Source organism: Exiguobacterium sp. TDN 0502 (genome assembly GCF_050846835.1).
Classification (GTDB): domain Bacteria; phylum Bacillota; class Bacilli; order Exiguobacteriales; family Exiguobacteriaceae; genus Exiguobacterium_A.
In genome coordinates, this window is the sequence record NZ_JBOZGJ010000014.1 from 22,297 (window position 1) to 48,275 (window position 25,979).

A 25,979-nucleotide genomic window follows, 5' to 3' on the forward strand; every position below is an offset into this window, starting at 1 on the left:
GGTGGCACCACGACACGCACAGTCTCGTCCCCAAGACCAACGTCTTGGAGGTGGGATTTTTTTATTGGCTGAATCACAATAAAAAGGAGTGTGTCATATGTCGAATTGGAAATACCCTGGGTTGCTGTTACTTGGTGTCGGTGTCTCGAACATCGGGGCTTGGGTCTACTTCATCGCCTTGAATTTGATTGTCCTCGAACGAACGGGATCGGCGTTCGCTGTTTCCATTCTCTATATTCTATTGCCAATCTCCGCGTTGTTGACGAGTCTTTGGTCCGGCAGTGTCATTGATCGCATCAATCAGCGTCGTTTGCTCGTGTTGCTCGACGTCTCGCGAGCCGCTCTCGTCTTTTCGCTGACACTGATTGATTCCTTGTTTGTCCTCTACGCACTCGTCTTCATTTTGAACATCGGCAACACGCTCTTTGAGACATCGTCCTTGATTTACATGACGAAGCTCGTCCCGGAGAACAACTGCCAACGGTTCAATGCCCTGAAGAACTTCATTCAATCGGCCGGTTTCATTCTCGGACCGTCGATTGCCGGCTTCTTATTTTTAATCGGTTCCCCGGAAACGGCGATCGTCCTAAACGCGGGAGCGCTATTATTTTCTGCTATCCTCTTGTCCTGCTTACCTAACGTACACCTTCATTCGAGGGAGAAGACAACTTTCTCACTCCGACTGATTCTCTCAGACTGGAAGGAGACGCTTGTCTTTGCACGGACGCGGCGTTACATTGCTGTCGTCTACGCTTTCTATGCGCTGACGATCGTCCTGATGAGCGGACTCGATTCACTCGAAGCTTCGTTTGCGACGATCGTCCTTCAGATGGACGAGAGCACCTACGGTTTTCTTGTGAGTATTGCCGGAGTTGGTATCATCTGTGGCTCTGCCGTCAATGCGATTTTTACGCGTCGATTGACGATCCGCTTCTTAATTCAGTTCGGAGCATTGATGACGCCGGTTGGTTACTTGATCTTTGCCTCGGCGACGTCGTTCCTGATTGCAGCCATCGGTTTTTTCTTGCTAACCTTCGCCTTAGCGTTCGCGAACACAGGATTCATGACGTTTGCTCAAACACACATCCCCGTCGAATTGATGGGACGATTCCTTAGTAGCATCCACGTCATGCAGTCGATTGGCGTCATTCTACTGACTGCCTTGATTGGTTTTTATGCCGAGACATCAATACGGCTGACGTATACCGTCGCTTCAGTTGGCTTCCTACTGATCGGTGGGTTGATCGTTTTCATCGTGCAAGACCGAACGAAACGGCATTATTTTACGACGGAAACCGATGAAATGTTTAAGATTTCTTCATAAAAAATCTAGCATTTCCTACACGAAGTGTTCAAATTATAGACAAACCCTCATTTCAAAAACGAAATGAGGGTTTGTGATGCATCATGCATGTACTTGTTGATATTGATGTTCCGAGACAGCTTCCAGCCATTCCGGTGTACCAGCTGTGATTGCAATGTGCTGGAACCAACTATCCGCTGACGCACCGTGCCAATGTTTCACGCCATCATGCGTTATGACGACATCACCTGCTGTGAGGAATCGTGCGTCCTCTCCTTCTTCCTGATACCATCCTTCTCCGCCCGTGACGAGCAGGACTTGATAGCCGCCCCGATGGATATGCCAGTTGTTCCGGCAACCCGGCTCAAACGTGACATTGCCAATCATCACATCGAGTGCAGGATCTGCTGCAAGTGATGCCAGATAACTTTGACCGACAAAAAATTTAGCAAATGCTTCGTTTGGTTCTCCTACCGGAAACGTGCTATTCGTTTTCACTTCTTCGTGTTTCATGTTAATGTTCCTCCTTTATTTTGACGCGTTTGACTTACTTCTGACGGAATACCGGGAAAAAGCCATGTTCACCGTAGTCTTCGATTGGTGCCATCTGTTTCAGGATTTCCATATCTTCCTCACGAATGACGAAATCGATCTCTCCATTGATTTTCATATGGTCGGGATTGGCTGTTTTCGGAATGACGACGAGTCCCAATTGGATGTCGTATCGCAGACACAGTTGAGCAACTGACACATCATACCGTTTTGCAATGGATTGAATTTCTGCATGTTCAAGGACAGCACCATGTGCAATCGGCGAGTACGCCTCGACAAGAATCCCGTGCTCTTGGCAATAGGCAATCAGTTCCATCGGTGTATGGCTGACATGGGCTAAAATTTGATTCACCATCGGTTTAATCTCACACGATTCAAGAATATTTTCGATATCATCCTGGAGGAAATTCGAGAGACCAATTGCTTTGACTTTACCCGCTGCATACGCATCTTCCATCGCTTTCCAGACCTGTTTGTTTTCCTCGAAGTAACGTGCTTCTCCCCGAAACGTCTCCCATGGTTGTGGACTATGAATGATTAATAGATCAATATAATCCGTGCCTAACTTCTGAAGTGACTCCTCAATGGACGCTTCGACTGCCTCAACGCTTTTTGCCTCAGCTGCCACTTTCGTCGTGATGAATACCTCTTCGCGCGCTACACCACTTGTACGGATTCCTTCGCCGACACCTGCTTCATTCATATAGGCTTGTGCTGTATCGATATGCCGGTAGCCGGTACCCAGTGCATCCCGCACGGCTTGTGCGGTTTGTCCATCATCGAGCATCCATGTGCCAAGACCTAATTTCGGGATGTTGATCCCATTTGCTAATGCATACGTTTCTTTCAACATATCATTCACTCCTTTGTTTACCTCTTTCCTTGTTTGAAGAGGTTACACCTTTTGAAACGGACTTACTCAAAAAACGATGTGGATTGATTAATCAACATGTGTCTATAATTATAAATAGCCTCACTTTGAATACAATGGTTAAAATCATGCGTTTCGTTGATTACTCAACAGAACCACGCATCGTGTTGATTAACACAGGGATAGGAGGAAGAATTATGCCTAAAATGGATCGACGGATTGCTAAAAGCCAGGCAGCAATCAAAAGTGCCGTCACCACTCTCATGGCCGAAAAAGATTTTGATAGCATCACGATTCAGGATATTGCCGATGAAGCGGACTTGAATCGGGGAACGATCTATCTGCATTACACGGATAAATATGATTTGTTGAATAGCATGATTGAAGAGCATATCGATGAATTGCGCGTCTTATGTCAAGGGGCGGCCGATGTTTCGTTCGAGGAGGGGAACTATGTCTGGTATGACTACTTCGAACAGCACCAGCGATTCTTTTCAACGATGTTGAACAGCAAAGGTGCTCCTCATTTCAGAAAACAATTTATTGCACTCGTCGTAGAGGAATTTCGGATGGAAGTGGATACGGTGCAGGGGAAAAACAATGGACTCGAGGAAGAGTTGTTTCTTCAATTTTTTGCTTCAGCCACCGTTGGCGCAGTCGAGTGGTGGTTCAAGCATGATATGCCGGTATCCGCCCGGCTGATGGCAAAACAGACGGGGATCTTACTGGACCGGAACTTCGATTGAATAGACTTTTTTTACACGAAAAGCAGGACAAAAAAACGCATGAAGCGTGAATCGTTACATTCACCTGCTTCATGCGTTTCTACATTGCTCAACCAATTCGGAGACGCGGCGTAATCCTGTTTCGAGCTTCTCTTTGGAAGCATAGGAATAGAAAATTCGAAGATGCCGGTGATCCGTTTTGTCATAAATGATTCCGGGATTTAGTAAAATCCCCTCTTTTAATGCTAAATCGAACAGTTTTTTGATTGAAATGACTTCATTGAATTTCAGCCAGATGTAAAATCCTCCTCTTGGGACATGCCAAGTGGCCAGTGATTTGAAGTACCGCTCGAGCACAGCGAGCGCCTCATCCCGTCGTTCTTTTAACTGCATGCGAACTTGCTCGAAATGTGCCCGATACGTACCGCTCCTGATCCATGTTTCAACTAAATGCTGTGAGATTGAACTGGAACCATAATCCGTCTGCATCTTGATGTCAGCCAGTCGGTTGATGACCGGTTCCGGTCCGACGACCCAACCAATCCGTAAGCCCGGGCTTAAACACTTCGAGACACTTCCGAGATAAATTACATTCCCGTTAGCATCGTTTGCCTTTAACGGCAGTGGCGGTTCTTCATCAAACCATAACTCTGCATACACATCATCTTCAATGATTGGCAGCATAGCCTCATGGCTCACTTTCAACAAATCGTTTCGTCTCTGTTTTGACATCACCGTTCCTGTTGGATTGTGAAAAGAAGGAATCGTATATAACAACGATGCATCATATCGCCGTTTCAACCGGTCGATCGACTCGACCTGCATGCCGTTCCCGTCGAGAGGAATACCATGTAGCTGCATCCCTGCCGATTGAAAGACATGAATTGAATTCAGGTAGGATGGTGTCTCGTGAAGAATCGTCGACCCTTTACGAAGTAATCCAACAGCTATCAACTGCAATGCCTGAATGGCTCCTGACACAATCAGGATGGATTCGGGCGATACGTCGACCTGCCTCTCTTTTAAATAGCCGCTGATTGCCTCGCGTAAACCGTAACTACCTTTTGGTTCAAGATACCCGAGTTCAAGCACTCTTTTTTCTTGCATCATCGACTGCATTTCCTGTTCAGGCAACAAGTCTGGTGAAAGTTCACCAGTGCCAAGTCGGATGATTCCAGGATCCGCCTCTGCCCGGTTGATTTCCTGTATCATATGCAGATTCGGTGAATGTAGACCGGACTTTACGTACCCTTCCCAATCCGGTGTTCCGGAGGCAAGAATATTCCAGGTATTGTTCCCAACCACTGTTTTGCTTCCAGCTTTCGTCTCCAGCAAACCGTCCGCCTTCAACTCTTCTAGTGCCGTGATGACGGTACTACGATTGACTTCAAATTGACTCGCTAACTTTCGTTGCGACGGCAGATTGAATCCGGTCGGCCATTCTCCAGTACTGATTTTTCGTCGAATGTGTTCTTGAATCTGATGATGTAATGGAACAGATGATTCCTTCTTCGGTCTCCAAACTTGTATTGTCACTTTGTCACTTCCTTTGATCTAGTTCGTTCCTAAACTGGTTGGGGTCCCGACTATCCAATTGGTTGGAGACATCTTGATTGTCCTCCACTATCATACAGAAATACACGTTAGGAGGAGAAATATGTATTCAGTCATTCATGGAATTTTGTTAGGCTTTGGTCTCATCTTACCACTAGGTGTCCAAAACATCTTCATCTTCAATCAGGGGGCAAACCAGCGTCATCTCGGTGATGCTCTCCCTGCTGTCCTTACTGCTGCTTTGTGTGACACACTGCTGATTAGCGGAGCGATTACTGGTGTCTCTGTCATGTTCTTTCAGTTGGCATGGTTAAAAAGTGGACTGTTTTTGGTTGGCTTTTTGTTTTTATGTTATATGGGGTGGGTGATGTGGCGCACCGTTCCGAATGATCGTTCGGATCAACAGCGTAGCCCTCTCAGTTATAGCCGGCAAGTTGCCTTTGCTGCTTCCGTTTCCTTATTAAATCCGCATGCGATTTTAGATACAGTCGGCGTCATTGGCACGAACTCACTGTTATACAGTGGGGGCGAGAAATGGCTGTTTGCAGCGGGCGCTATAGCGGTCTCATGGATGTGGTTCCTGGCATTAGCGATTGTCGGAAAAAGAGTCGGAGACATCGATCACAACGGATTGGTTTTTAAACGTATCAATCAAGCGTCAGCATTAATCATTTGGTTCATGGCAGTCTATATCCTGTCCCAGATCCTTTAATTCGGTCAAAAAAACAGCACTTTTGGATTATGATCATGTTGATAGTTCAAATCCCCATCACTTTTGAGGACAGTGAAGGGGATTTGTTCATACCCGAGCAGATACAAACTCATTTTAACAACAAATTACTTCAAATGCCTTTCATTTTTATAGCTGAAATCGAAAACACCTGTCCGTGAGCGGTAATTTCTCACGAACAGGTGTTTTTATCTCTTTTTCGATTTCATCCGTTCGTACTCACGCACAAGAGCTATGCAGTCAATCGATCTCATCTCTACATCAAATCCGTAACGTTTTTGCATTGACTGCGACGATGACGGTACTAAGACTCATCAGCACCGCTCCAATCGCCGGAGACAGTATAATCCCGATTGGCGCAAGGATCCCCGCAGCCAATGGAATCGCAATGATGTTATACCCGGCAGCCCACCACAGATTTTGGATCATCTTATTGTACGTTTTTTGTGACAATTCGATAATCGTAAGAACATCCTTCGGGTTACTTTTCACCAGCACGATATCCGCCGTTTCGACAGCCACATCTGTCCCACTTCCGATTGCTATGCCGACATCCGCCTGCGCGAGAGCAGGCGCATCATTGATTCCGTCTCCTACCATCCCTACTTTTTTTCTTTCGGTCTGGACGTGTTTTACCTGTTGTGATTTATCATCCGGTAACACTTCTGCATAGACCTGATCCATATCGAGTTGCGCAGCGACCCATGACGCCACTTTTTGGTTATCACCGGTCAACATGATGGACTGGATGCCTTTTTCCTTTAATGCCTGGATGGTTTCTTTCGCTTCTTCCCGAACCAGATCCGCGAGAGCCATCATGCCGATTAACTGCTTTTCCTTCAAGACGAAGACGACTGTTTTTCCCTCTTCAGACAAGCTTTCAAATGTTGACGTATCAAAATCGAATTGCTTTTCCCGTACATATCGCGGGCTGACGACCTGAACATGGACACCGTCCACATATCCTTCGAGCCCGACCCCTGTCATCGAACGAAAGCCGTCAACGGACGGTAAAGAAAGATTACGGGTTTCCATCTCAGTCAGGACACCCCTTGCTAGCGGGTGTTGGGACGATTGTTCGACTGCTCCAGCGAGGCGTAAGACCTCTTCTTCACCCACACCTTCGTAAGTGATGACGTTCGTCACCCCAAAACGACCTTGAGTCAATGTTCCCGTTTTATCGAAGATGATGGCGTTTAGGTTTCGTGCTTCTTCAAATTGTGTCCGGTTTCGTATCAGTAGACCATTTTTAGCAGATAGTGCAGTCGAGACGGCTACTACGAGGGGAGCCGCTAGACCAAGTGCGTGCGGACATGCAATGACCATGACCGTCACCATCCGTTCGATTGCCGTACTGACAGAATAACCGAGCGCCATCCAAATTAAGAACGTCACTATCCCGGATCCCGCGGCGACATAAAACAGCATTTTCGCAGCCCGGTCGGCCAAATTCTGCGTACGTGATTTAGTAGACTGGGCTTCGCTGACCAGACTGATTACCTTTGAGAGATAAGTCCCTTCTCCTGTACCTGTCGTTTCGACCGTCAGACCGCCCTCTTGGTTGATGGATCCGGCGATGACTGTATCCCCATCTTGTTTATCCACTGGAAGCGATTCCCCCGTTAACATCGATTCATCGACCGTCGTCGTTCCTTCCACGATTTTTCCGTCGACCGGTACCTGTTCCCCCGGCTTGATCCGAATCCGATCACCCGCCTGTAATTCGGAGACCGGCACATCTTCCGTCTCATCGTCTTTTATCCGATGCGCGACACTCGGCAACAACTTAACGAGTTCTTGTAGCGCATTGGAGGCACCCATGACGGACTTCATTTCAATCCAGTGTCCGAGTAACATGATGTCGATCAACGTCGCCAATTCCCAAAAGAAATCATGTCCTTGTCCATAACCCAAAATGACAGCGACACTATAAAAATAAGCAACACTAATTGCTAATCCGATCAACATCATCATTCCCGGATTTTTCTGGCGCCATTCATCGATGCTTCCTTTCAAGAAGGGCCACCCTCCATAGAAATAAATGCAGGAAGATAAAAGAAGTAGGACGAAATCGTCGTACGGAAAATGAATGCGTAGTCCAGTCCACTCCTGAATCATCCCTGAAAGCAATACAATCGGAATGGTCAAAATCAACGAGATGAAAAATCGCTTCTTAAAGTCTTCAATCATATGGTCGTGTCCTGCATGATTGTGCTGCATCTGCTCGGTCTGATGCTTGTGTGAATGACTACCATGATGATGTGCCATATAAACAACCCCTTCCATGCTCTATACCTGCTTGCGGTATGTATGAAGCCATTTTGAGTCAAGAAGAGTCTCTTGCTATCTTTTATACGTTCGCGTCCTCATCCGTCTCATTCCAGCGGTACCCCCGCCCCCAAAACGTCTTCAAATGCTGATCGATCGGATAATCAAGTGCTCTTAATTTTTCTCGGATCATCTTGATATGGGAATCGACCGTTCGCGGATCCGATTCCGATGTATAGGACCAAACAAATTCATACAATTCCAACCGATTGAACAGGCGGCCGGGATGCTGCAAAAATAAACGCATCAAAGCATGCGCCTTTGGTGTGAAATCAACTGCTTTCCCATTGAGTAAAATCAATTCATTCGCCTCATCGAAAACGAGTCCCTCGTAGAGAATGGCTTGTTTCGGCTTTCTTCGCAGTACGGACCGGACCCTCGCCAGCAGTACGTCTCCGTTGAATGGTTTCGTGACATAATCCGCTGCCCCTGCATCGAGTCCTTTAACAATGGATTCAGCATCATCAAGCGCTGTAATCATGATAATCGGAAGATCCGGATAAGTATCCGCAATCTTTTTACAGACTTCGAATCCGTCAAAGAGTGGCATCATCACATCTAGCAGAATTAAGTCGAACGTCTCTTTCTTCACTTTGTCGAGCGCCTCTTCACCGTCACTTGCCATGCTGCAGGCATATCCGACCGGCTCAAGATAAAGCTTTAGTAACTGCCGCATCCGCACCTCATCATCAACAATCAAAATTTTTTCCATTGTCCCCGCCACCTCTGTCTAAAGTTCCACTTTTCATTCATCTATAATAATGGATAAGAACAGCAAACATCTACCCTTCTAAATGATGCCATGGTCTTTAGGTCAGAGTAGATGTTTGTTTCCTTATGATTTTCGGCAGACGGTTCAGACGAGTTGTTGACAGTGTTTCGCACAGGCAAGGCATGCCTCTGCACAATTCTGACAATGTTCATGATCGTGTTTTGCGCATTCACGGGCACAATTCTCGCATATCTCGATACAAGCTGCTGCAAGTGTAGTGACCTGACTGCTATTTCGAACAACAGCTTGAACCAACAAACTGCAAATATCCGCACAATCACGATCGAGTCGGATACAATCAGTCATGGCTGAGACATGTTCCTCCGATAGGCATGCATCGAAACAGGTATTACATGTAACGATACAATTTTGTAAGGCATCGATTAATTCATTTTGTTCTGCCTTCATGACTTGACTCCCCTTTCTTAAAATGATGTGAAGTGACACTTAAAAGGTTTTCCCCCAATTGTGAAAAAATGATGAAATGTATCCATTTTTTCATTTATTTATCGTTTATCCTGCCTAATCGTTAAAAATCGGTTCCCTCGTTGCTGATCTGAACATCGAGCACCGGACGCCCTAAGAAGACTGCAATGTGCCATTCACCCGCTTTCTGCAAAGTTTCTGCATATTTCTATGCTACAGTCTATAAATGCAGGAATAGTCTTAAGGAGGTCATTCGAATGAAATTACAGAAAAAGATGTTGATGACGACGATGGCAGCATCGTTAGCCCTTGCCCTTGCAGCATGTGGGGAAAGTAGCGATGAGTCACAGTCCGAAAAAAACATGGAGGGCATGGATCATTCGACGATGGACATGTCCGGCTCTAAGGAAGTTCCGAAAGGGTTAAAAGAAGCAAAAGATCCTAAATTCAAGGTCGGCGATATGGCCATGATTAAAGAGGCGCATATGGAAGGCATGAAGGACGCTGAAGCAAAAATCGTCGGCGCTTATGATACGACAGCCTACAGCATCTCCTATGATCCGACTGATGGCGGAAAACGCGTCACCGATCACAAATGGATCATTCAAGAAGAAATCGCAGACGCCACATCTGCACCGTACAGCATTGGTGATGACGTAAAAGTCACTGCCGATCACATGGAAGGGATGAAGGGTGCTACTGCAACCATTGATTCTGCAGAGCAGACGACTGTTTACATGATTGATTTCGAATCAACGACTGGTGAAAAAGTCACGAACCATAAATGGGTCACTGAAGATGAGTTAGCTGCCGAATAAGATTTAGCCCAAAAAGACGCGGTCACTGCCGCGTCTTTTATTAACGTATCCATTTATAGCCGACGCCCCAAACTGTTCGAAGATGGTCTTCCACCGGAAACTCAAACCGTCTCAACTTATCCCTTAAGTTTCTGACGTGGGAATCGACAGTCCGTTCATCCGTCCAGTCATTCGTGGACCAAAGACTATTCAGCAATTCGTCGCGCGAATAGACACGCTCTGGATTTTTAATGAGTTTCGCCAGCAAATAAAACTCTTTCGGTGTCATTTTCACTCGTTGATTGTGATAATACAATTCATGCGACTCCTCTTTCAATACTAATCCAGCTGATTCGATTTCTGTGCCTGACGAGACCCTTGAACGCCTGAACACTGCTTGAATCCGTGCCTTCAACTCTTCTCCGTCAAACGGTTTTACGATATAGTCATCCGCCCCCAAGTGCAGCCCTTTGACGACTTCCTCTTTTCCATCTAACGCAGTCAAAAGAATGATCGGTACGTTCGACATCCGCCGGATACGTTCACACGTCTCAAAACCATCCATCTTAGGCATCATGACGTCTAAAATGATTAAATCCGGCGCCTCAACTTCAAGGAGGTCCAGTACACCCTGTCCGCTTTTTACCTTCCTGCACCGGTAATCGGCTTCAAGGTACAACTCCAGTAATTCGAGCATCCGGTCTTCATCATCCACTAATGCAATCGTCCTCATCCCGAAATCCCCCTCAAGTCGATGACTACTTTTAATCCGTTCCCCGCATTCGTAGCTGTGAGGCTTCCGTTGTGCGCCTCTACGATTTCCTTTGTGATCGCCAGCCCGAGACCCGTTCCACCCGTATCACGATTTCGTGATGAATCCGCTCGGTAAAAGCGGTCGAACAGGTACGGGAGCGCTTCTTCTCGTACGCCTCCGCCCTCATCGCTGACTTCGATTTGCTGATCGCTCAGCTTCAAAAAGACGGATTTATGAGCCGGCGTATATTTCAGTGCGTTGTCTAGTAAGTTCAGCAACACCTGGTTGAACCGGGCGTGGTCTATATGTTTGATGAGATTTTTTTTACTTGTATTCAGAACTAACCTCACTTGTTTTTCTTCAAATTTCAACTGCACCCGCTCACTAATCTGTTGTAGGAACCCGTTCATTTCCGTCGGTTCAGGCTCAATCTGAAAGTGCGGTTCTTCCATGCGGGCCAGTTCGAACAAATCGTCGATCAACATTTGAAGCCGCTCGGATTCTTCATAGATGATATCTCCGAAGCGCGTTTCGTCTTTCTGTAACAATCCTGCGTACCCTTTGATATATGTAATCGGGGTACGCAGTTCATGCGTGATCGAAGTCAAAAACTGCTTACGCGTATTTTGAATATGCTGGAGGTCAATGGACAACTTCGTGATCGCTCGCGCCAAATCACCTACCTCATCTTTCCGGTCCGCTTCCTTAATCTTCAATGTATCGCCTTTCGTTAATTTAATAGTCGCCTCCTTCATCGAGAGTAAGGGTTGAATGACCATATAGCTCAAAAAGTAAACACTCCCTAATAAAAAGAGCATCAAAAGAAAGAGTGAAAAGGCGACCTGTTGTTTCAGTTCGCGCATCAGGTGTTGAATGTAACTCGTCGGCTCCAGCATGACAACCTTAATCCCGTTGTCTGCATGACTGATCGTCACTAAAAATCGTCCTGCACGCCAGTCGCCTGCTACGATCCCATCTTTTTTTTGAATCCAGTCTTGTTGGAAAAAACGTCCTGCTTCGTTGGAAGATCCGATGAGTTGGTTGTTCTTTCCCACGATGATGACGTCCGTCATCGCTTTTTCCTCCATCATGATCACGTGTTGGATCGTTTGCCGGTCAGCATTCGTCGACAGCACATTCCGGTGACTGTCCCCTCGGTCCTGTAGCCGATTTAACTCACTTCCCACTTGTTGATGTTCTAACATGTTATAAACGACAGCAGAAGACAATGCAAAAATGGCTAAAATGCCTAAAAAGTAAAAGAGTGTGATCTTTAATGTTAGTTTGCTCATACTAATCCTTTCCATTGTTACTGACTTATTCCCTCGCGTGCAGCCTGCATGGTAGACCTTCTGAATTCGCCTAGATTCTTCTTAATTTTACCGTCAACTTGTGAAAAAATAATGTAGTTTGATTGTAAGATTGATTTCATTGTAATCCTGTCATGAATGATGTACAAAAAGTTCATCTTTCAAATCAAAGATTTCCTGCTACTCGATCCTATAAAATGATTGTAACGATTCAAGGGTAAAAAGGAATCCTAGAAAGGAAGTGTCGATGTATGGAAATCAACATCCGTCAGCTGTCCGTCCTAGAAAATCCCCCAATGGAGCTTTTGCTGACTGCGGATCCCTCTCGTCAAATCGTCGAAGAGTATTTAAAAAGAGGTTATGGTTATGTAGCTGAAATGAAGAATCAAGGAATCGGTGTGTATGTCCTTCTTCCGACTCGACCGCAAACGATTGAAATCGTAAATCTCGCGGTTGACGAGTTATATCGAGGAAAAGAAATCGGAAGGAAGCTGTTGCAACATGCAGGTAGTGTAGCGCAAACACTCAGATATAGAACTCTCGACATCGGGACAGGCAATTCAAGCATCGGTCAGTTGGCACTTTATCAAAAATATGGATTCCGGATTGTCGGAGTCGACAGGAACTTTTTCTTGAGACACGATGAAGAAAACATCATCGAAAATGGGATACGGTGTACCGATATGATTCGGTTATCACAAGACATATAAGGTCGTTTTAAAACCGGTATAGAAGTAAAAATTTATACGATTCACCTGAATTGAGATTGCAAAAAATGGATTCACACCGCATAATATGAACATACGTTCTTATTATAAGGAGGTCCACCATGCAGCACCTTCAAAAAGAAATGACTCATCCTGCGTCATTACACACGATGAACCCACCGATTTGCCTTTCCATCGATTCATCCATCTCTCTTCATAATGGGTCTTCCGTTCCTTTGACTTACAAAATGGAAGTCATGTTATTCATTGCTTTACGGGAACGAACTCCCTTATCCATGCGTCAAACCAGTGATTCTGGGAGTAGCAAAGAACTCGTCTACATAGAAGAAGTGGACTTCGAAAGTCGACAGCTGACGCTCTTCCATATGAACGATTCGTCATTGTCCTATCATAGTTATGTCGAAGACGATCACTTACTCTCCCAACAGCCTCAACTTTTATTTAGCTTGATATAATGTACTTTAAAATCAACACATGTGACGTTTGTAGACGGTTCGTATATATTTTTTTCGATCCTTCATATCAATCAATATTTGATTTCAAAACTAGCTATCACTATTTCTAAGTCATCAAACAACATCCCTACTCTCTTGACGAAAAGAAGAGTAGGGATGTTGTCATTTCCTTCATGAAACCTCGTGCTAAGAAACCGCGTAATTATTTGGAATTATTTTTACATATATCTCGTTTAATGACATACTAATGGTAACACTTTCATGAGGAGGAAATCCCTTTGAAAAAACAACTTGCTTTTGCCGGTTCTTTTGCACTCTCGGCTATCACCATCATCGTCATTCTCAAATTAGTCGGAGTCAACATCTAAAGTCATTCCTTCAATTGTCATAGAAAGAGAGGACTTATTATGAACAAATCATTGAAATATCAATTTGCTTTTGGTGGTTCGACAGTTCTCGCCATGCTGATCATGTATGGCATTTTAAAATTAGTCGGTGTTGATTTTTAATTGGATGATTCAAGCGCTGTTATGATGGATCGTCTTCCGATCATCCGTAACAGCTTTTCTTGTTTCATTGAGATGGGCACGACGACTAGTTTGCCGAAGCGAAGCTAGCTTTCGCGGTGATAACTTGTTTTGCGCTACATAACATAAAAGGTCAGTTGATTCCTTTGTTCCACAGAATCAGCTGACCTTTTCATTTCATCCATTTTTACGGCTCCGAAATACCGTAAGCCAGTAACAGCAAATAGGACATCATACACAACGTAATGAGATGGATGCAGACGAATTCCCACTTGAGTATTCGGTGCTTTGTTTTGTACCCTGTGTATACACCGACTAACGGAATGATAAACAGAAGCAGGATATAGACAGTTCCAAACCCTTTCAGACTGACGCCGCTCTTCATCACGAAAAATAAGGAACAAAAACAGAAGAATGCAAATAACGAAAGCATACTGTAACGACTCATACGTCCTCCTCCACTACAAACACAGCTTAGCGACTTACCGTTTGAAGATCAAAGTATTCCGATAGCGGCACAATCCGCCCCTGTTCATGCCAGTTCCGATATGCTTCAAAAACACGTAAGACGTCCCCGTCATACCTCTCTTCGATGAGATAGTGGATTGCGAGAAAGCTCCGCCAATAATCAAACATGATACTCGACAGACTACCGGCATATGATGCACTGCCAAATTGATCAATCGACCGATTTCCGTACTCTTCTTGAAAAAGCTCAACGAGTTCCGTCTCGATTGCCGTGATCTGCTTGAATGCTTCGTCCGACAACAAATGCTTCCTTGGCAGATACTCACACATTCCCTCTTCGAACCAGATTCCGTCTTCTCTCTCATCGTCAAACTCATCAACGAACAAGTCTATGTGATGGGTCAGTTCATGACCTGCAATCGTCAAGACGTGGTCTTCGGCGAGCGTCTCATAGAACGCTCGGATGTGCGGTACGTCCTTCCCATCGAGTTGCGACAAAAACAACGTCCTCCATTCTACGACGTCTGGTGATATGTAGATCAAGTCCTTGTTCGTAAATGCTGGAATCGGAATGTCCGAGAAGACGGTCGTTGCGAGTTCAGCTGACGTCCAGACGATTCCTTTCGGCACGTCGATCAGTTGATACTTCTTGCGTAAGACGGTTTGATACTCGTCCAATCGTGTACGAAAGTGATCCGTGACCGCTTCATATTTGGCATAGTCCGTTTTGGTTTCAAATGCATGAATCTGTTTCATTATCGCTAGATCCTCCCTCCTAAAATAGCCTATTTCATTTTAACATATATTGGATAAACGCAAAAAAACCACCTGCCTCAGGTGGTTCGATGAATTATTCGGTTGCTATTAACACGACGACGTTTCCGAACTTTTGTCCGGAGTCAACGTAGCGATGGGCTTCGACGATTTCATCGAGCGGATAGATATGGTCGATGACGGCTTTGAATCGTCCCGCTTCAAGCAGTTCATTTAAATAGTGTAGATCTTCTTTCCGTTCTTTAGCGACACCTTGCCCCGCAACAGATGCAAAGGCACCGTTTTGTTTGACGTGTCTTTTCGCTTGCGTCTTATTGATCTTTCCGGACGCATCGAAGACGGCATCATACTTTAGTAACAAGCCGTCATAACCGTCCTTCGTATAATCGATGACGTGATCAGCACCGAGCGCTTTGACCCGCTTCGCGTTTCGGCCACTACAGACTGCCGTTACCTGCAGCCCTTTTGCTTTGGCGATTTGAACGGCAGCCGTTCCGACAGCACCTGACGCACCGTAAATCAAGATTGTCTTCATCTGGTCAATTTGGAGTTTTCGAAAGAAATGGAGCGACGTCGTACCACCGAACGGGAGACAGACCGCTTCCGTGTACGATGCGTGCTGCGAGATTTTAGACAAGCAACGCTTCTCCGACACACACGCATATTCCGCGTATCCACCGAAGCCAAAACCGGTCAAAGCATGGATACGGTCACCGATTCGGAACTGTTTGACGTCCTTACCGACTCCGACGACTTCCCCGGCAAGGACGACGCCGAGAATCAGTTGTCGCGGTCGCTTGAAACCGACAGCCAGACGCATCGGAAGTTTTCCTAACAGTGGAACATCGAGCGAACGCATACGCCGATCTCCGGAATGGACGGCAGATGCATACACTTTGATGAGCAAATCGGACGATTTCGGAACCGGACGAGGTACCTCTGTTATGTGCAAGACGTCTGGTGGTCCGTAGCGGGTACAGATCGCTGCCTTCATCGTATTTCCTCCTCTGATCGAGATGATGGTAGTACCTTAATCATACGCCGACTTCGTTCTGAATTCCTGTTATTCAAGAACAAGAAAGTTTTTTTATTTTACATCAATCGGTTTTGAAAATGGTAAATTTTATGTAATAATACAATTTTATTTCACGCTATTAACTGACGAAAGCAGGTGCCTAGTTCATGCCGATGCGTCATTGGCTTTTCGCTTTTATTCTACTCCTTTGTCTTCCGCTTGGTGGCTGTACACACGAGAACGATGCACGTATCGTCGAGAAAATTACAGGGGATACGTTATTCGTTGCTCCGAGCGAACAAAAACCGGACGAACAGTATGCATTGACAAAAATACGCCTGACAACGGATACGATCGTATATGGCAAAACGAATTACACGGCTGCCATTCAGACGGGGGACACGATTCAAGTGACGTTTGAAGAAGACTCGATTGTTGCAACTGAAATCCGTCGAACGAAAGACTAAGAAAGAGGGGTTCTCCATGATAGTCCAAGTACTTCGCCACCTACGCAACATTTTCATGATTACCACTGCGATTTTTGGTTCATCCTATTTTTTTCAAAAGAATATCGGTAATGATCTCATTGGTTTCCTGTTCATCGGAATCATAGGTGCGATTGGGTTTTTCGTTACCCTCGGACTACTCTTGTATCTTAAACGAAAAGAAACGCACGGTTTTTAATAAGTTTGTCAAAGGAGACACAATCATGATGGCACGTACGAAAAAATTACACCTTATTCAGTTGAAAGTACTCTTCGCGCTTCTGTTCACGCTTTCGATGATTGGTGCTGTTTTCGCACCTCATTCTGTCGACGCGGCGACTAAGGAATATACGTCGTACAAAAAACTAAAACTCGGTATGACCGCGACAGACGTCGCAAAATCGCTCTACGGAAAATCATATAAGAAATACATACAGAAAGAACATGGCGTCACGACACTCAATCATGATGTAGTATTGAGTGAAATCAAAGACGACTATGCTTTATACGCTTTCTCATTTTATCCGTACGATGAAAAAAACGATCATTGGTCTTTACAGCGCATGCATCTGATCTTCAAAACGAAACAAGAAGGTCACACGTTATATCTTGCGCAAAAGGAATACACCCCTAAAACGTCTTCGAAAAAGCGACTCTTACCTGGAAAGAAATTTAAACCAGGCATGACGATAGCTGAATTCGATCGTATTCTTTCTGGTAAGGGGCTAGGTGTCATGACGGCTCACCGCACAGAAGATTACTCTAAGATCGGAAAAGCCTATAATGACAGTACAGTCGAATATCCAGAAAAACAGACATCACTCTTTTACTCGTATCGAAATCCTACGGGTGATGATTGGATGATCGTTGAATTTAAATATGATTTCGATCAAAAGAGATATATTGCTCAAAAATAAATAACGAGTATTCATCTTCGGATGAATACTTTTTTACTTTTAATTGAAATTGATTGAATCTTTTTACATAAATATTCGTAAAAATCTGTATAAGCGAAAGGAGCTCGACACACATGTATGATTTGTTATTGGCCGTTGGTATTTGTCTCGTTGGATATTGGTTCTACTACGTCTTCTTACTCGGATTCAAAAAAGGAAACATCGTCATGACGTTTAACGAGCGGTTTATCCATCATGAAGACCATATTCAAGCTGTTAAGCGAAGATTAAAGGATGACGGTCGCCACTTCGAGTATCTTGGCGATCGCAAATTCATCGTCGATGGAAAACCGTACCTGTTCATGGAACGGACGGTTCCGGGGGACTTTGGTCCTCTGCAACAGACGATTCTAAAAGGTCAACGTAAAGCGTTTTAACCAAAACACCGCTCCTTCTGTCAATGACAGAGGGAGCGGTGCTCATTTGATTAAGCATTATTCAGGTGTATGTGCATACAATTCATCCATGACGCGTCGAATCGCGGGTAATGAAAGTTCTAAATCGATCCACACCTTAAAGTAATACTCGAAAAAGACACCTTGGTTCCGCATCCGCTCTAATGTATTAATCGGATCTCCTTCGGTGACCCAATCTAGGTTTTCAAAATTTGTATAACTATCCGTACACGATACGTCCTCCTCGTGAATGCCTGACTCTAAATAATCATTCGAACAGATCTCATTTTGTACATCGATTTGTCGATAAAAATCACGAAGTTCTTTCTTTGGACGATTGACATGGAACGACTCACCCGTATGATAATCCTCCTGGTAATACCATTCCCACAAGATGACCCATTTCCAAACCAACCCATCAATTAGATAATGACCGATTGCCCGGTCCATCCGGCAAAAGTTAAAACGAAACGTCCGTTCACCAAAGTTCGTCTTCAGCTCCAAGACGACTTTGATGTCGTTGGTTTCCGGTGGATGACCGAAAAATAAGATGCCATGCTCGAATCCTTGTGCAAACTCATCGATTGACTTCCGTCTACCTGCTTTATCCTCAAAACTAATGGTAATCGAATCGAACTGAACGATTGATTGCTCCATTTTTCCCCCACCTTGTATATGTATTCAAAAAAGTGAGCCTCGAGTGAGACTCACTTTTGTTCGTCATGACGAGACGACTTCTCCACCCGTCAAATCAATATGCCCTTCTCCCCATGCACACATCGCGTCAAGAATCGGCTTCAGCGACCAGCCGTACTCGGATAACGAGTAGACGACTTTCGGTGGGACTTGTTCAAAGACCGTCCGGATGATGACGCCGTCTTCTTCTAACTCGCGCAATTGTTGCGTTAGCATCTTTTGTGTAATCGTCGGCATCAGCTTACGAAGCTCACTCGTTCGGCGCTCGCCTTTGATCAAATGACACATGATGACGACCTTCCACTTGCCACCGATGACTTCAAGTGTTGCTTCGACTGGGATATTGTATGGCATGTTCGTTCCATCCTTTCGTGATTCCGTTGAGGGCATAGGCACTTTTTAGTGCCTACCGTACTTGAAAGTGCGTACTTCCCAAGCGGATTTACTGGCTATATGATAGCAATTGTCAATGGAAAGTACAATCTCCTTTTAGACCTTGCATCCAAAAGAACGAGTAGGGTACTTTTTAGTGCCTATCGCACTTTAAAGTACGTACTTCCCGAAAGGAACAACCCCCGTTATGCTGGGGTCATGTCAATCGGATCATGTTCGGTCGGGCCCACTGAATACGATCCCTACTGAAATCATTTTAGGAGGAATCCCCATGAATCAATTAAATCAACGGGTACAGGAGGAACAGGCTCCAAGAAACGGCGGACTTGCCCTGCTCGCTCTAGCAATCAGCGCCTTTGGGATCGGTACGACTGAATTCGTTCCCGTCGGACTGCTCGCAGCGATCGCTGGTGACTTGAATATCGGTATCACACTCGCTGGTCTCATCATCTCTGGTTACGCGATCGGTGTCGCCGTCGGTGCTCCGATCTTGACAGCACTAACGAACCGGATGAACCGGAAAACGTTACTGATGGCATTGATGGTCGTCTTCATCGCCGGTAACCTGATTTCCGCGATCTCACCGACGTTTGAATTGTTGATCGTCGCCCGTTTCATCACTGCCTTTTCGCACGGTGTCTTCTTCTCGATCGGTGCGACGATTGCTGTCCAGCTCGTACCGGAGCATAAAAAAGCAAGTGCCATCGCCTTGATGTTTACCGGTCTGACGGTCGCGACCGTCACGGGTGTCCCGCTTGGTACATTCATTGGTCAATCGTTCGGCTGGCGCGCGACGTTCTTCGCGGTTGCTGCACTCGGAATCATTGCAATCATCGCAAGCTTCTTCTTGATTCCAAAAGACTTGAAACAATCACCACCTGCGAAGTTCTCCGACATGTTCAAACTGTTAACGAACGGACGCTTGATGCTCGGCTTCTTAATCACTGCTCTTGGTTACGGTGGGACGTTCGTTGCCTTTACGTATTTAACGCCGATCATGCAGGACGTCACGAAAATTAGTCCAAGCTTACTCAGTATCATTCTGCTCGTCTACGGGATTGCGGTTGCGATCGGGAACACGGTCGGCGGAAAACTTGCAAACGGTAACCCGATTAAAGCATTGTTTTATATGTTCATCATCCACGCCATTGTCATGATTGCGCTCTCGTTCATGATTCCGTTCAAGGTCGCTGGCATCATCGGTATTATCTTAATGGGGCTTCTTGCCTTCATGAACGTCCCCGGACTCCAGCTCTATATCGTCCAATTGGCTGAAAAATACGTCCCAGCAGCAGTCGATGTCGCCTCTGCCTTAAATATTGCAGCTTTCAATATCGGCATCGCACTTGGCGCAACGATCGGTGGTCTTGTCACCGATACGATCGGACTCGTCCACACGCCATGGGTCGGCGGTATCATGGTCATTCTTGCCGTCATCTTGACTGGTGTCTCACGTCGTCTCGAACGGCAGTAAAAGAAGATTTTTATGCTTAACGATCGCATGAGTGTACGATGAGCTCGGCTACAATCATCGATACGCTCGCTATTTCATCGTACCGCATTCTCTACCACTCACGTAATCCGCCAAAGGCACTGTTCGCATGAACAGTGCCTTTGGCGGATTTTGTTCACAATTTCAAAAAAGAGCACATTTACCCCTTTACTTTCGAGTTCTTATGAACTTATAATTAATTCAAGATAACTAATTACCTTAAAGGAGGAAGCGCTGTTGACACTACTCATTGCTTTTCTAGCCATCGTTTTCATCATGCTCGCCCTTGACCTTGGAGTCTTCCATCGTAAGGCACATGAAGTTTCGCTTCGGGAGGCCTGGACGTGGACGTTCGTCTGGATCGCAATTGCCGTCGCCTTCGGAGGCTGGCTCTACTTCGACCAAGGTAGCGCCGCTGCTGTCGAATATACGAGCGTTTATTTCATCGAGAAGGCTCTCGCGATCGATAACGTTTTCGTCTTCTCACTTGTCTTTGCGTACTTCGCGATTCCATTGAAGTACCAGCACAAAGTCTTGTTCTGGGGTATTCTTGGTGCAATCTTCTTCCGCGTCATCTTCATCGTCGCTGGTGTTTCGTTGCTTGAGAACTTCGCTTGGGTGTACTACATCTTCGGAGCGTTCCTCGTCTACACGGGTTGGATGATGTATAAGAACATCGGTCAAGAGACGTCGCTCGAAGACAACAAAACGATTCGTTGGTTAGAGAAACGTTTACCAATTACACAAGACATCTCGTCTGGTAAGTTCGCAAAACGAATTGATGGGAAACTGTTCTTCACGCCACTTTTGATCGCGCTCATCTTCATCGAGATCTCGGATATCGTCTTCGCCGTCGACTCAGTCGCTGCAAGCTTCGCGTACTCGCGTGATCCGTTCATCATCTTCTATGCGAACATCATGGCAATCCTTGGACTTCGTAGTCTCTACTTCGTCCTCGCGAACTTGATTGATCGTTTCTACTACTTGAAACACGGTTTAAGCTTCATGCTCGTCTTCATCGGAGCGAAGATGATTTTCAGTGACGTCTACAAAATGCCAATCTGGATGTCGCTCGGTACGATAGTCCTCGTCATCCTAATCAGTGTCTTCTACAGCTTCTATAAGACGAAGCCGGGAAAATAATCAATATCAAAAAAGTGGAAGGGATGAACAATTCATCTACTTCCACTTTTCGTTTCAATTTAATATTTCTTTTACTTTCCGTTCATCCTCAATAAAAGGCTTCGTGAATGCCTTTAAGGCTTTTTCATTATTGTAAGTTGTAAAGTCCTTTCCATACCAATCGCGTAGCTCTTGTTTCGTGAAGTGATACGAAGCATCTTCGATCGTCATGTTGACTTGGTCGACATTCGGAATCAGCGTGAACAGTGCCGTCGCATTATAGATTGCTGTACGAGTACTTTTTTGTTCGACCTGTCCTTCTGTATACCCACCGTAACGCAATGTCAGTTGATATGGCTTGTCCTTTGTCTCAAGTTCCATCTTCTTCAACTGATTACCGTGTGGTAGCTGTTGGACGATGTCTCGTACGCTACTATTATCTCCTAGATATGTACCTTGTTGTTCAAATAAATCGGTTTGTGTTGCTGCTGTTCCGCAACCACTGAGTATCAACATGCCGCTCGCTAAAATGATTGCACCAACAGTCTTTTTCATTTTTATTTCCCCCAATACGTTGACTCGTTCTCATCCTAATAAACGAATCAAGCAAAGAAAAGTTTCAAAATAAAGGAAATCAACGCTTTGATAAACTCGATGCCCTTTGTTTTAAGTAGAGTAGGCTGTACCCAGTACCTCCACCTGTAGCAATCAAAAGCTTTATAATTTTAAAACGAGTGAACCCTTCAATGACGTACCCTTTTATCTTTTGAGTCAAAGTTGCTTCGGGAATCCAATCGATCGTATATCCGATGCTAAAGGATAAAAGCAAACTGAGGAATAAATAAGTGATGACAAAACTAAGAATAAATCTTTTGATGATCATGTTATTCCCTCTTTTTCTAAATGTAATAAAATAACTTATTTTTATATAATAAGAAAATAAATTAAGAAATATCTAAAACAACAACCTATTTACCTATATTTTGTTAATTCCTATGTTACTCTATTACTATTCGAAAAGTTCGAAAATCCAGCTGTACCTATTCATGGAGGTCTCCGATGCTACAAATGTCTAACTTACTCATTCTGCTCTTTTTATTTATCTTCCTAACATGCGGATTTGTTTTCGCTTTATTCTGGATCATCAAAAAAATCAAGTCGTAATCACAACAACCCGGCCTCTCAAAGGAGAAAAGCCGGGTTGTTGTTCGTTTCATAGAGTTGTTGGATACGATGCACGATATCGTTCGCCGTTCCCGGTACAGGTGGCATCCAAAGCCCTGTCACTGGACCGTAGACGACGGGATTGATTGCCACTTCATAACCCCCATACGGATGTTCTTCCACAGTTGGCAAATAACCGATGTAACCGTTCGTATAGCCCCCGAAAAAAGCGAGTTCCGTTTGACGGATATGCTTTATCTGTAGCGCTGTCTCACAGAACGGCTCCATCGGAATGCCTGAGAACGACCCTTCGTTTAGTTCAAACAATTGAACTTCGAGCGGGATGGTGAGTGTTGCTCCCGATCGTTCCTGAACGTATGCCAACCAGCGTGCTGCACTGACGCCCCATGTCTGTTCAGCGTAAGTTGCCATGTCTTGCAATACGTCCGCAACCGGTACTTCGGTTAAGCGCATCGGATAAATCACAGACTGAATCCGGTGGTGCGTTAACGGTTGAAACGACACAGCTGGAATCGTCGTCAAGACATGACCACTTAAAGTAAACGCCATTTTTTGAAGACTCTCTATGTCACCACGATATTTCGCATTGATGTTCTCCGTCGCGCCTTGAACAATCACGACCGGGCAGCCGAGTGCCTGTTCGAGGATCGTTCGAGCGACGCCCGGATAATCACCGGATAAGACGACACTGTCTGATTTCAAGACGTTCGGATGCGCCGTACAAAAGACAAACGCTCCGACGAGACTCGCATCACCGGTCCGACGAATTAACAATGTTCCAATTCGGTCATCCGCCACCCCAGACGGATCTGTTCCCATCACCGCTTGTCCATTTATTTTCTCCCGTCGGTTGACGCCGAGTTTTCCGGTCGTCACACCCCAACCAATCTCGACCAACTGCATCACTTCGCTTGCTTTGACGGCAGATACGATCGCTTGTTGCGTCAAAATCGTTTTATAGGCGACGGTCAACGGTTCGTTTCCTGCTGTCGCTGGTCCCGAATGCGTATGCGTGTAAACGACTGTGATCTGTTCCTTCGACACGTCTAGCTGACCCGCGATTCCTTCACGGATGACATCCGTATCGGCGACGAGCATGCCGATGTTATCGATGCTGACGAAGACCGATGTCGTCTGCTCGCTTTCAAAGATACTCGCTGTGACATATAGCGGATCGTGTATGCTTGCAATACCGACTTCTCGGTGATAACCGATGAAGGCGGCACCGAGCGGCGGATTGATTTCTTCCCGATGCATTCCAAAACGACTCATGTCTGACGTTCCCCCTTGAGTAACACACTATTTCTTCCATATACTAACATTAACTACAGTAGAGGAGGACATGAAAATGTCGATTCGTTGGAAGGAAGAGATGATTCAGTTCAAGACATTTCGTGAAGCCGAAGTTTGGGCAGACTCGATTGCAAATGAGATCCACGGTCGGTCGATTACTGGTTATGGTACGCCAGACTTTAAGGTTGCTGCGATTCTTGCCTTTTATTTAGCACAAGTCTCTGAATTTCGAGTTCATACCGCGATTTTCCCACTCGATACAGAGGTATTCTATCAAGTATGGATTGAAATCGAAGATGATTTATGAAATTCATGCTCTTTCGTATAGATCAATCATCGCCTCAACCGCAGCGTCCATCCGCTCTTGTAAGCCGATTTTATTCAAGACGACGAGCCCCTCAGTAAAGACAAAGAGCAACGCAGTCTGCTGTTCGACATCTTCTCCTTCTGCCGGCACATAAATCTGTTTAATCCAGTTGTCGAATGACTCCCCAATCGTCCGCGTGATCGACGTATACGGTTCCCCCTGACTCGTCGCAAGATGGGTGATCTCGAACCAAAGATTTAAGTACGGCTTGATTCGTGGCTCATCGATTGCTTGTCGCAGAAAACGGACGAATGCCGTGAACTCGAGTTTTAGATCCGGTTGTTGCAGCAAGTCAATCAATTCCTGACTGATCGCAGTCAACACGGCGGTCTCGATATCTTGTTTATCCTTGAAATAATGCATCAGCATCCGGTCACTCGTCCCGGCAGCGGTCGCCATCTTCTTGAGACTCATCTCCTTGATGCTTGATGCTAACGTCGCTTGTGCGATGTGATGCGTATAGTCCTGTCGCTTCTGTTCAAATTTATCCATATCCGATCGACTCCTTCCCTTTCCATCATACTCGATTTTAGGAAACGGACACTACGCAAAAAAGCATCCACGAAGGATGCTTCATTTTAAAAAGCGATTGATGATCTTCTTAAAAGCAAGATCGAGTCGGACGTTCTCATCTTTCGTCAGCTGTTTCGCCTCTTCAAAGACAACTGCTGCTTCCTCGAATTTATTCTCGTAAATCAAGATCGTCATTTTCCCACGTTCCGGTCCGACGCGTCCACTCGACGTCTCACGTTCTCGTCCCATCGCTTCAGCTGCGCGATCTACGCGCTCTATCCGGTCTTGCTTACTGATTTTTTTCTTGATCAGTTTTCGTTCGAGTTCCTGTACGTATGGAAGTAATTTAATCAACGTCAAAGTCGGATCAATCGGTCCATATTGGGCGACGAATGCTTCCATTTGATGTCGCTCGTAATCCATGACTTCTTGATACAGTGGTTTGCTTTCCTTCGCTAATGCCTGCTCGACCTTGACGAGTCGTTTGACTTCTTTTTTCATTGCGGACATTCGTTTATCGAACGCTTTTTTCTCTGACGAGGTATCGACTGCTTTTAGATCGACTCGCATCGCTCTGATTTTTCTTGACTCCTTCACGTTATCTGAATCGTATTTTTCTACTTTCGGATTATACTGCTCGACCGCAGTCCGATATGCTTCATTTTGATAATAAGAAGGAATTTTGATTGGGGATTTGGAGCTAAGATCCGATAAGATGTTGCCGTACTTCGTGATGACCTTCAATTGATCGGCACGGTATTTTTTGTAATCAAACGCTTTTTTCGTCTGGATCACTTTTGCTTCGACAAGACTGCTTCCACTTCCGATACTCGCTCCACTCATCAATACGACTACAGCCGCACTACAGGCGAAGATTGTTCGCAATCGCTTTACCTTCATATGTTCGCTCCGTCCCTTCTCGTCATCCTACGTTCCTTTTTCCGTATTATACCAAATTTAACAGCATCACATTTCGTTATTTGACGGAACAGG

28 protein-coding genes and 1 other annotated feature (1 of these 29 running past the window's edge) are annotated in these 25,979 nt (G+C 45.3%); of the genes, 11 read left to right on the forward strand and 17 right to left on the reverse strand.

What is annotated here, in order from left to right:
• Positions 1 to 35, forward strand: a binding site (T-box leader) (it extends 222 nt beyond the left edge of the window).
• Positions 36 to 97: 62 nt separating this feature from the next.
• Positions 98 to 1,324 (forward strand): MFS transporter, encoded by a 1,227-nt coding sequence (locus ACRPK8_RS13165; protein ID WP_432238624.1) that lies wholly within the window; start codon positions 98 to 100, stop codon positions 1,322 to 1,324.
• A gap of 81 nt (positions 1,325 to 1,405) precedes the next feature.
• On the opposite strand, the gene ACRPK8_RS13170 is transcribed toward ACRPK8_RS13165, so the two are convergent.
• A complete protein-coding gene (locus ACRPK8_RS13170) occupies positions 1,406 to 1,816 on the reverse strand; it encodes a cupin domain-containing protein (protein WP_432238625.1) in 411 nt (136 codons plus the stop codon).
• Between the two features lie 34 nt (positions 1,817 to 1,850).
• Positions 1,851 to 2,708: an aldo/keto reductase gene (locus tag ACRPK8_RS13175; RefSeq protein WP_432238626.1), complete on the reverse strand. Its 858-nt coding sequence runs from the start codon at positions 2,706 to 2,708 to the stop codon at positions 1,851 to 1,853.
• Positions 2,709 to 2,923: 215 nt separating this feature from the next.
• Between ACRPK8_RS13175 and ACRPK8_RS13180 the strand changes: the two genes are divergently transcribed.
• A complete protein-coding gene (locus ACRPK8_RS13180; protein ID WP_432238627.1) occupies positions 2,924 to 3,472 on the forward strand; it encodes a TetR/AcrR family transcriptional regulator in 549 nt (182 codons plus the stop codon).
• A 69-nt stretch (positions 3,473 to 3,541) separates the two neighbouring features.
• Here the strand turns inward: ACRPK8_RS13180 and ACRPK8_RS13185 are convergent, their stop codons facing one another.
• The gene (locus ACRPK8_RS13185; RefSeq protein ID WP_432238628.1) at positions 3,542 to 4,987 is read right to left on the reverse strand and encodes a PLP-dependent aminotransferase family protein; all 1,446 of its coding nucleotides are present in this window, start codon (positions 4,985 to 4,987) and stop codon (positions 3,542 to 3,544) included.
• 121 nt (positions 4,988 to 5,108) lie between these two features.
• Between ACRPK8_RS13185 and ACRPK8_RS13190 the strand changes: the two genes are divergently transcribed.
• Positions 5,109 to 5,717, forward strand: coding sequence for a LysE/ArgO family amino acid transporter (locus ACRPK8_RS13190; RefSeq protein ID WP_432238629.1), 609 nt, complete (start codon positions 5,109 to 5,111; stop codon positions 5,715 to 5,717).
• 279 nt (positions 5,718 to 5,996) lie between these two features.
• Here the strand turns inward: ACRPK8_RS13190 and ACRPK8_RS13195 are convergent, their stop codons facing one another.
• The 3 genes from ACRPK8_RS13195 to ACRPK8_RS13205 form a co-directional block, all read right to left on the reverse strand.
• On the reverse strand, positions 5,997 to 8,003 hold the full coding sequence (locus tag ACRPK8_RS13195; RefSeq protein WP_432238630.1) for a heavy metal translocating P-type ATPase: 2,007 nt from the start codon (positions 8,001 to 8,003) through the stop codon (positions 5,997 to 5,999).
• Between the two features lie 82 nt (positions 8,004 to 8,085).
• Positions 8,086 to 8,775 carry a response regulator transcription factor gene (locus tag ACRPK8_RS13200; protein ID WP_432238631.1) on the reverse strand — a complete coding sequence of 230 codons (690 nt, stop codon included), beginning with the start codon at positions 8,773 to 8,775 and terminating at the stop codon, positions 8,086 to 8,088.
• A gap of 144 nt (positions 8,776 to 8,919) precedes the next feature.
• Complete coding sequence (locus tag ACRPK8_RS13205; RefSeq protein ID WP_432238632.1) at positions 8,920 to 9,243, reverse strand: four-helix bundle copper-binding protein; 324 nt, start codon at positions 9,241 to 9,243, stop codon at positions 8,920 to 8,922.
• A 275-nt stretch (positions 9,244 to 9,518) separates the two neighbouring features.
• On the opposite strand from ACRPK8_RS13205, the gene ACRPK8_RS13210 reads away from it, so the two are divergent.
• The gene (locus tag ACRPK8_RS13210) at positions 9,519 to 10,079 is read left to right on the forward strand and encodes a YdhK family protein (RefSeq protein WP_432238633.1); all 561 of its coding nucleotides are present in this window, start codon (positions 9,519 to 9,521) and stop codon (positions 10,077 to 10,079) included.
• 40 nt (positions 10,080 to 10,119) lie between these two features.
• Here the strand turns inward: ACRPK8_RS13210 and ACRPK8_RS13215 are convergent, their stop codons facing one another.
• Positions 10,120 to 10,791 carry a response regulator transcription factor gene (locus ACRPK8_RS13215; RefSeq protein WP_432238634.1) on the reverse strand — a complete coding sequence of 224 codons (672 nt, stop codon included), beginning with the start codon at positions 10,789 to 10,791 and terminating at the stop codon, positions 10,120 to 10,122.
• Positions 10,788 to 12,104 carry a sensor histidine kinase gene (locus ACRPK8_RS13220; protein ID WP_432238635.1) on the reverse strand — a complete coding sequence of 439 codons (1,317 nt, stop codon included), beginning with the start codon at positions 12,102 to 12,104 and terminating at the stop codon, positions 10,788 to 10,790. Before ACRPK8_RS13220 ends, ACRPK8_RS13215 begins: the two co-directional genes overlap by 4 nt.
• Positions 12,105 to 12,379: 275 nt before the next feature.
• Here ACRPK8_RS13220 and ACRPK8_RS13225 point away from each other — a divergent pair, with 275 nt between their 5' ends.
• Complete coding sequence (locus ACRPK8_RS13225; RefSeq protein WP_432238650.1) at positions 12,380 to 12,832, forward strand: GNAT family N-acetyltransferase; 453 nt, start codon at positions 12,380 to 12,382, stop codon at positions 12,830 to 12,832.
• Positions 12,833 to 14,306: 1,474 nt separating this feature from the next.
• Here the strand turns inward: ACRPK8_RS13225 and ACRPK8_RS13230 are convergent.
• Both ACRPK8_RS13230 and ACRPK8_RS13235 read right to left on the reverse strand, forming a co-directional pair.
• Positions 14,307 to 15,056 carry a hypothetical protein gene (locus ACRPK8_RS13230; protein ID WP_432238636.1) on the reverse strand — a complete coding sequence of 250 codons (750 nt, stop codon included), beginning with the start codon at positions 15,054 to 15,056 and terminating at the stop codon, positions 14,307 to 14,309.
• A 94-nt stretch (positions 15,057 to 15,150) separates the two neighbouring features.
• Entirely contained in the window at positions 15,151 to 16,068 is a 918-nt protein-coding gene (locus ACRPK8_RS13235) for an NAD(P)-dependent alcohol dehydrogenase (RefSeq protein ID WP_432238637.1), read from the reverse strand.
• A 194-nt stretch (positions 16,069 to 16,262) separates the two neighbouring features.
• On the opposite strand from ACRPK8_RS13235, the gene ACRPK8_RS13240 reads away from it, so the two are divergent.
• From ACRPK8_RS13240 to ACRPK8_RS13250, 3 genes are all read left to right on the forward strand, one after another.
• Complete coding sequence (locus ACRPK8_RS13240) at positions 16,263 to 16,556, forward strand: hypothetical protein (protein WP_432238638.1); 294 nt, start codon at positions 16,263 to 16,265, stop codon at positions 16,554 to 16,556.
• Between the two features lie 242 nt (positions 16,557 to 16,798).
• Positions 16,799 to 17,491: a hypothetical protein gene (locus tag ACRPK8_RS13245; protein WP_432238639.1), complete on the forward strand. Its 693-nt coding sequence runs from the start codon at positions 16,799 to 16,801 to the stop codon at positions 17,489 to 17,491.
• Positions 17,492 to 17,604: 113 nt separating this feature from the next.
• Entirely contained in the window at positions 17,605 to 17,907 is a 303-nt protein-coding gene (locus ACRPK8_RS13250) for a hypothetical protein (RefSeq protein ID WP_023468098.1), read from the forward strand.
• Positions 17,908 to 17,964: 57 nt separating this feature from the next.
• Here ACRPK8_RS13250 and ACRPK8_RS13255 read toward each other — a convergent pair whose 3' ends face one another.
• Together ACRPK8_RS13255 and ACRPK8_RS13260 are read right to left on the reverse strand one after the other, a co-directional pair.
• Positions 17,965 to 18,582: a hypothetical protein gene (locus ACRPK8_RS13255; RefSeq protein WP_432238640.1), complete on the reverse strand. Its 618-nt coding sequence runs from the start codon at positions 18,580 to 18,582 to the stop codon at positions 17,965 to 17,967.
• A gap of 63 nt (positions 18,583 to 18,645) precedes the next feature.
• On the reverse strand, positions 18,646 to 18,975 hold the full coding sequence (locus ACRPK8_RS13260) for a winged helix-turn-helix transcriptional regulator (protein ID WP_023468096.1): 330 nt from the start codon (positions 18,973 to 18,975) through the stop codon (positions 18,646 to 18,648).
• 310 nt (positions 18,976 to 19,285) lie between these two features.
• On the opposite strand from ACRPK8_RS13260, the gene ACRPK8_RS13265 reads away from it, so the two are divergent.
• Both ACRPK8_RS13265 and ACRPK8_RS13270 read left to right on the forward strand, forming a co-directional pair.
• Positions 19,286 to 20,488, forward strand: coding sequence for an MFS transporter (locus ACRPK8_RS13265; RefSeq protein WP_432238641.1), 1,203 nt, complete (start codon positions 19,286 to 19,288; stop codon positions 20,486 to 20,488).
• Between the two features lie 255 nt (positions 20,489 to 20,743).
• Positions 20,744 to 21,649, forward strand: coding sequence for a TerC family protein (locus tag ACRPK8_RS13270; RefSeq protein WP_373954396.1), 906 nt, complete (start codon positions 20,744 to 20,746; stop codon positions 21,647 to 21,649).
• Positions 21,650 to 21,703: 54 nt separating this feature from the next.
• Here ACRPK8_RS13270 and ACRPK8_RS13275 read toward each other — a convergent pair whose 3' ends face one another.
• The 3 genes from ACRPK8_RS13275 to ACRPK8_RS13285 form a co-directional block, all read right to left on the reverse strand.
• The gene (locus tag ACRPK8_RS13275) at positions 21,704 to 22,183 is read right to left on the reverse strand and encodes a DUF4825 domain-containing protein (protein ID WP_373954394.1); all 480 of its coding nucleotides are present in this window, start codon (positions 22,181 to 22,183) and stop codon (positions 21,704 to 21,706) included.
• Positions 22,184 to 22,262: 79 nt separating this feature from the next.
• Positions 22,263 to 22,511: a hypothetical protein gene (locus ACRPK8_RS13280; protein WP_290749930.1), complete on the reverse strand. Its 249-nt coding sequence runs from the start codon at positions 22,509 to 22,511 to the stop codon at positions 22,263 to 22,265.
• 299 nt (positions 22,512 to 22,810) lie between these two features.
• Complete coding sequence (locus ACRPK8_RS13285) at positions 22,811 to 24,085, reverse strand: neutral/alkaline non-lysosomal ceramidase N-terminal domain-containing protein (protein ID WP_432238642.1); 1,275 nt, start codon at positions 24,083 to 24,085, stop codon at positions 22,811 to 22,813.
• Between the two features lie 82 nt (positions 24,086 to 24,167).
• Here ACRPK8_RS13285 and ACRPK8_RS13290 point away from each other — a divergent pair, with 82 nt between their 5' ends.
• Complete coding sequence (locus ACRPK8_RS13290) at positions 24,168 to 24,413, forward strand: hypothetical protein (RefSeq protein ID WP_373954813.1); 246 nt, start codon at positions 24,168 to 24,170, stop codon at positions 24,411 to 24,413.
• Between the two features lie 3 nt (positions 24,414 to 24,416).
• On the opposite strand, the gene ACRPK8_RS13295 is transcribed toward ACRPK8_RS13290, so the two are convergent.
• Both ACRPK8_RS13295 and ACRPK8_RS13300 read right to left on the reverse strand, forming a co-directional pair.
• Positions 24,417 to 24,965, reverse strand: a complete 549-nt coding sequence (locus tag ACRPK8_RS13295; protein ID WP_347355608.1) for a TetR/AcrR family transcriptional regulator — start codon at positions 24,963 to 24,965, stop codon at positions 24,417 to 24,419.
• An 81-nt stretch (positions 24,966 to 25,046) separates the two neighbouring features.
• On the reverse strand, positions 25,047 to 25,871 hold the full coding sequence (locus tag ACRPK8_RS13300; protein ID WP_373954387.1) for a hypothetical protein: 825 nt from the start codon (positions 25,869 to 25,871) through the stop codon (positions 25,047 to 25,049).
• Positions 25,872 to 25,979 lie beyond the last annotated feature (108 nt).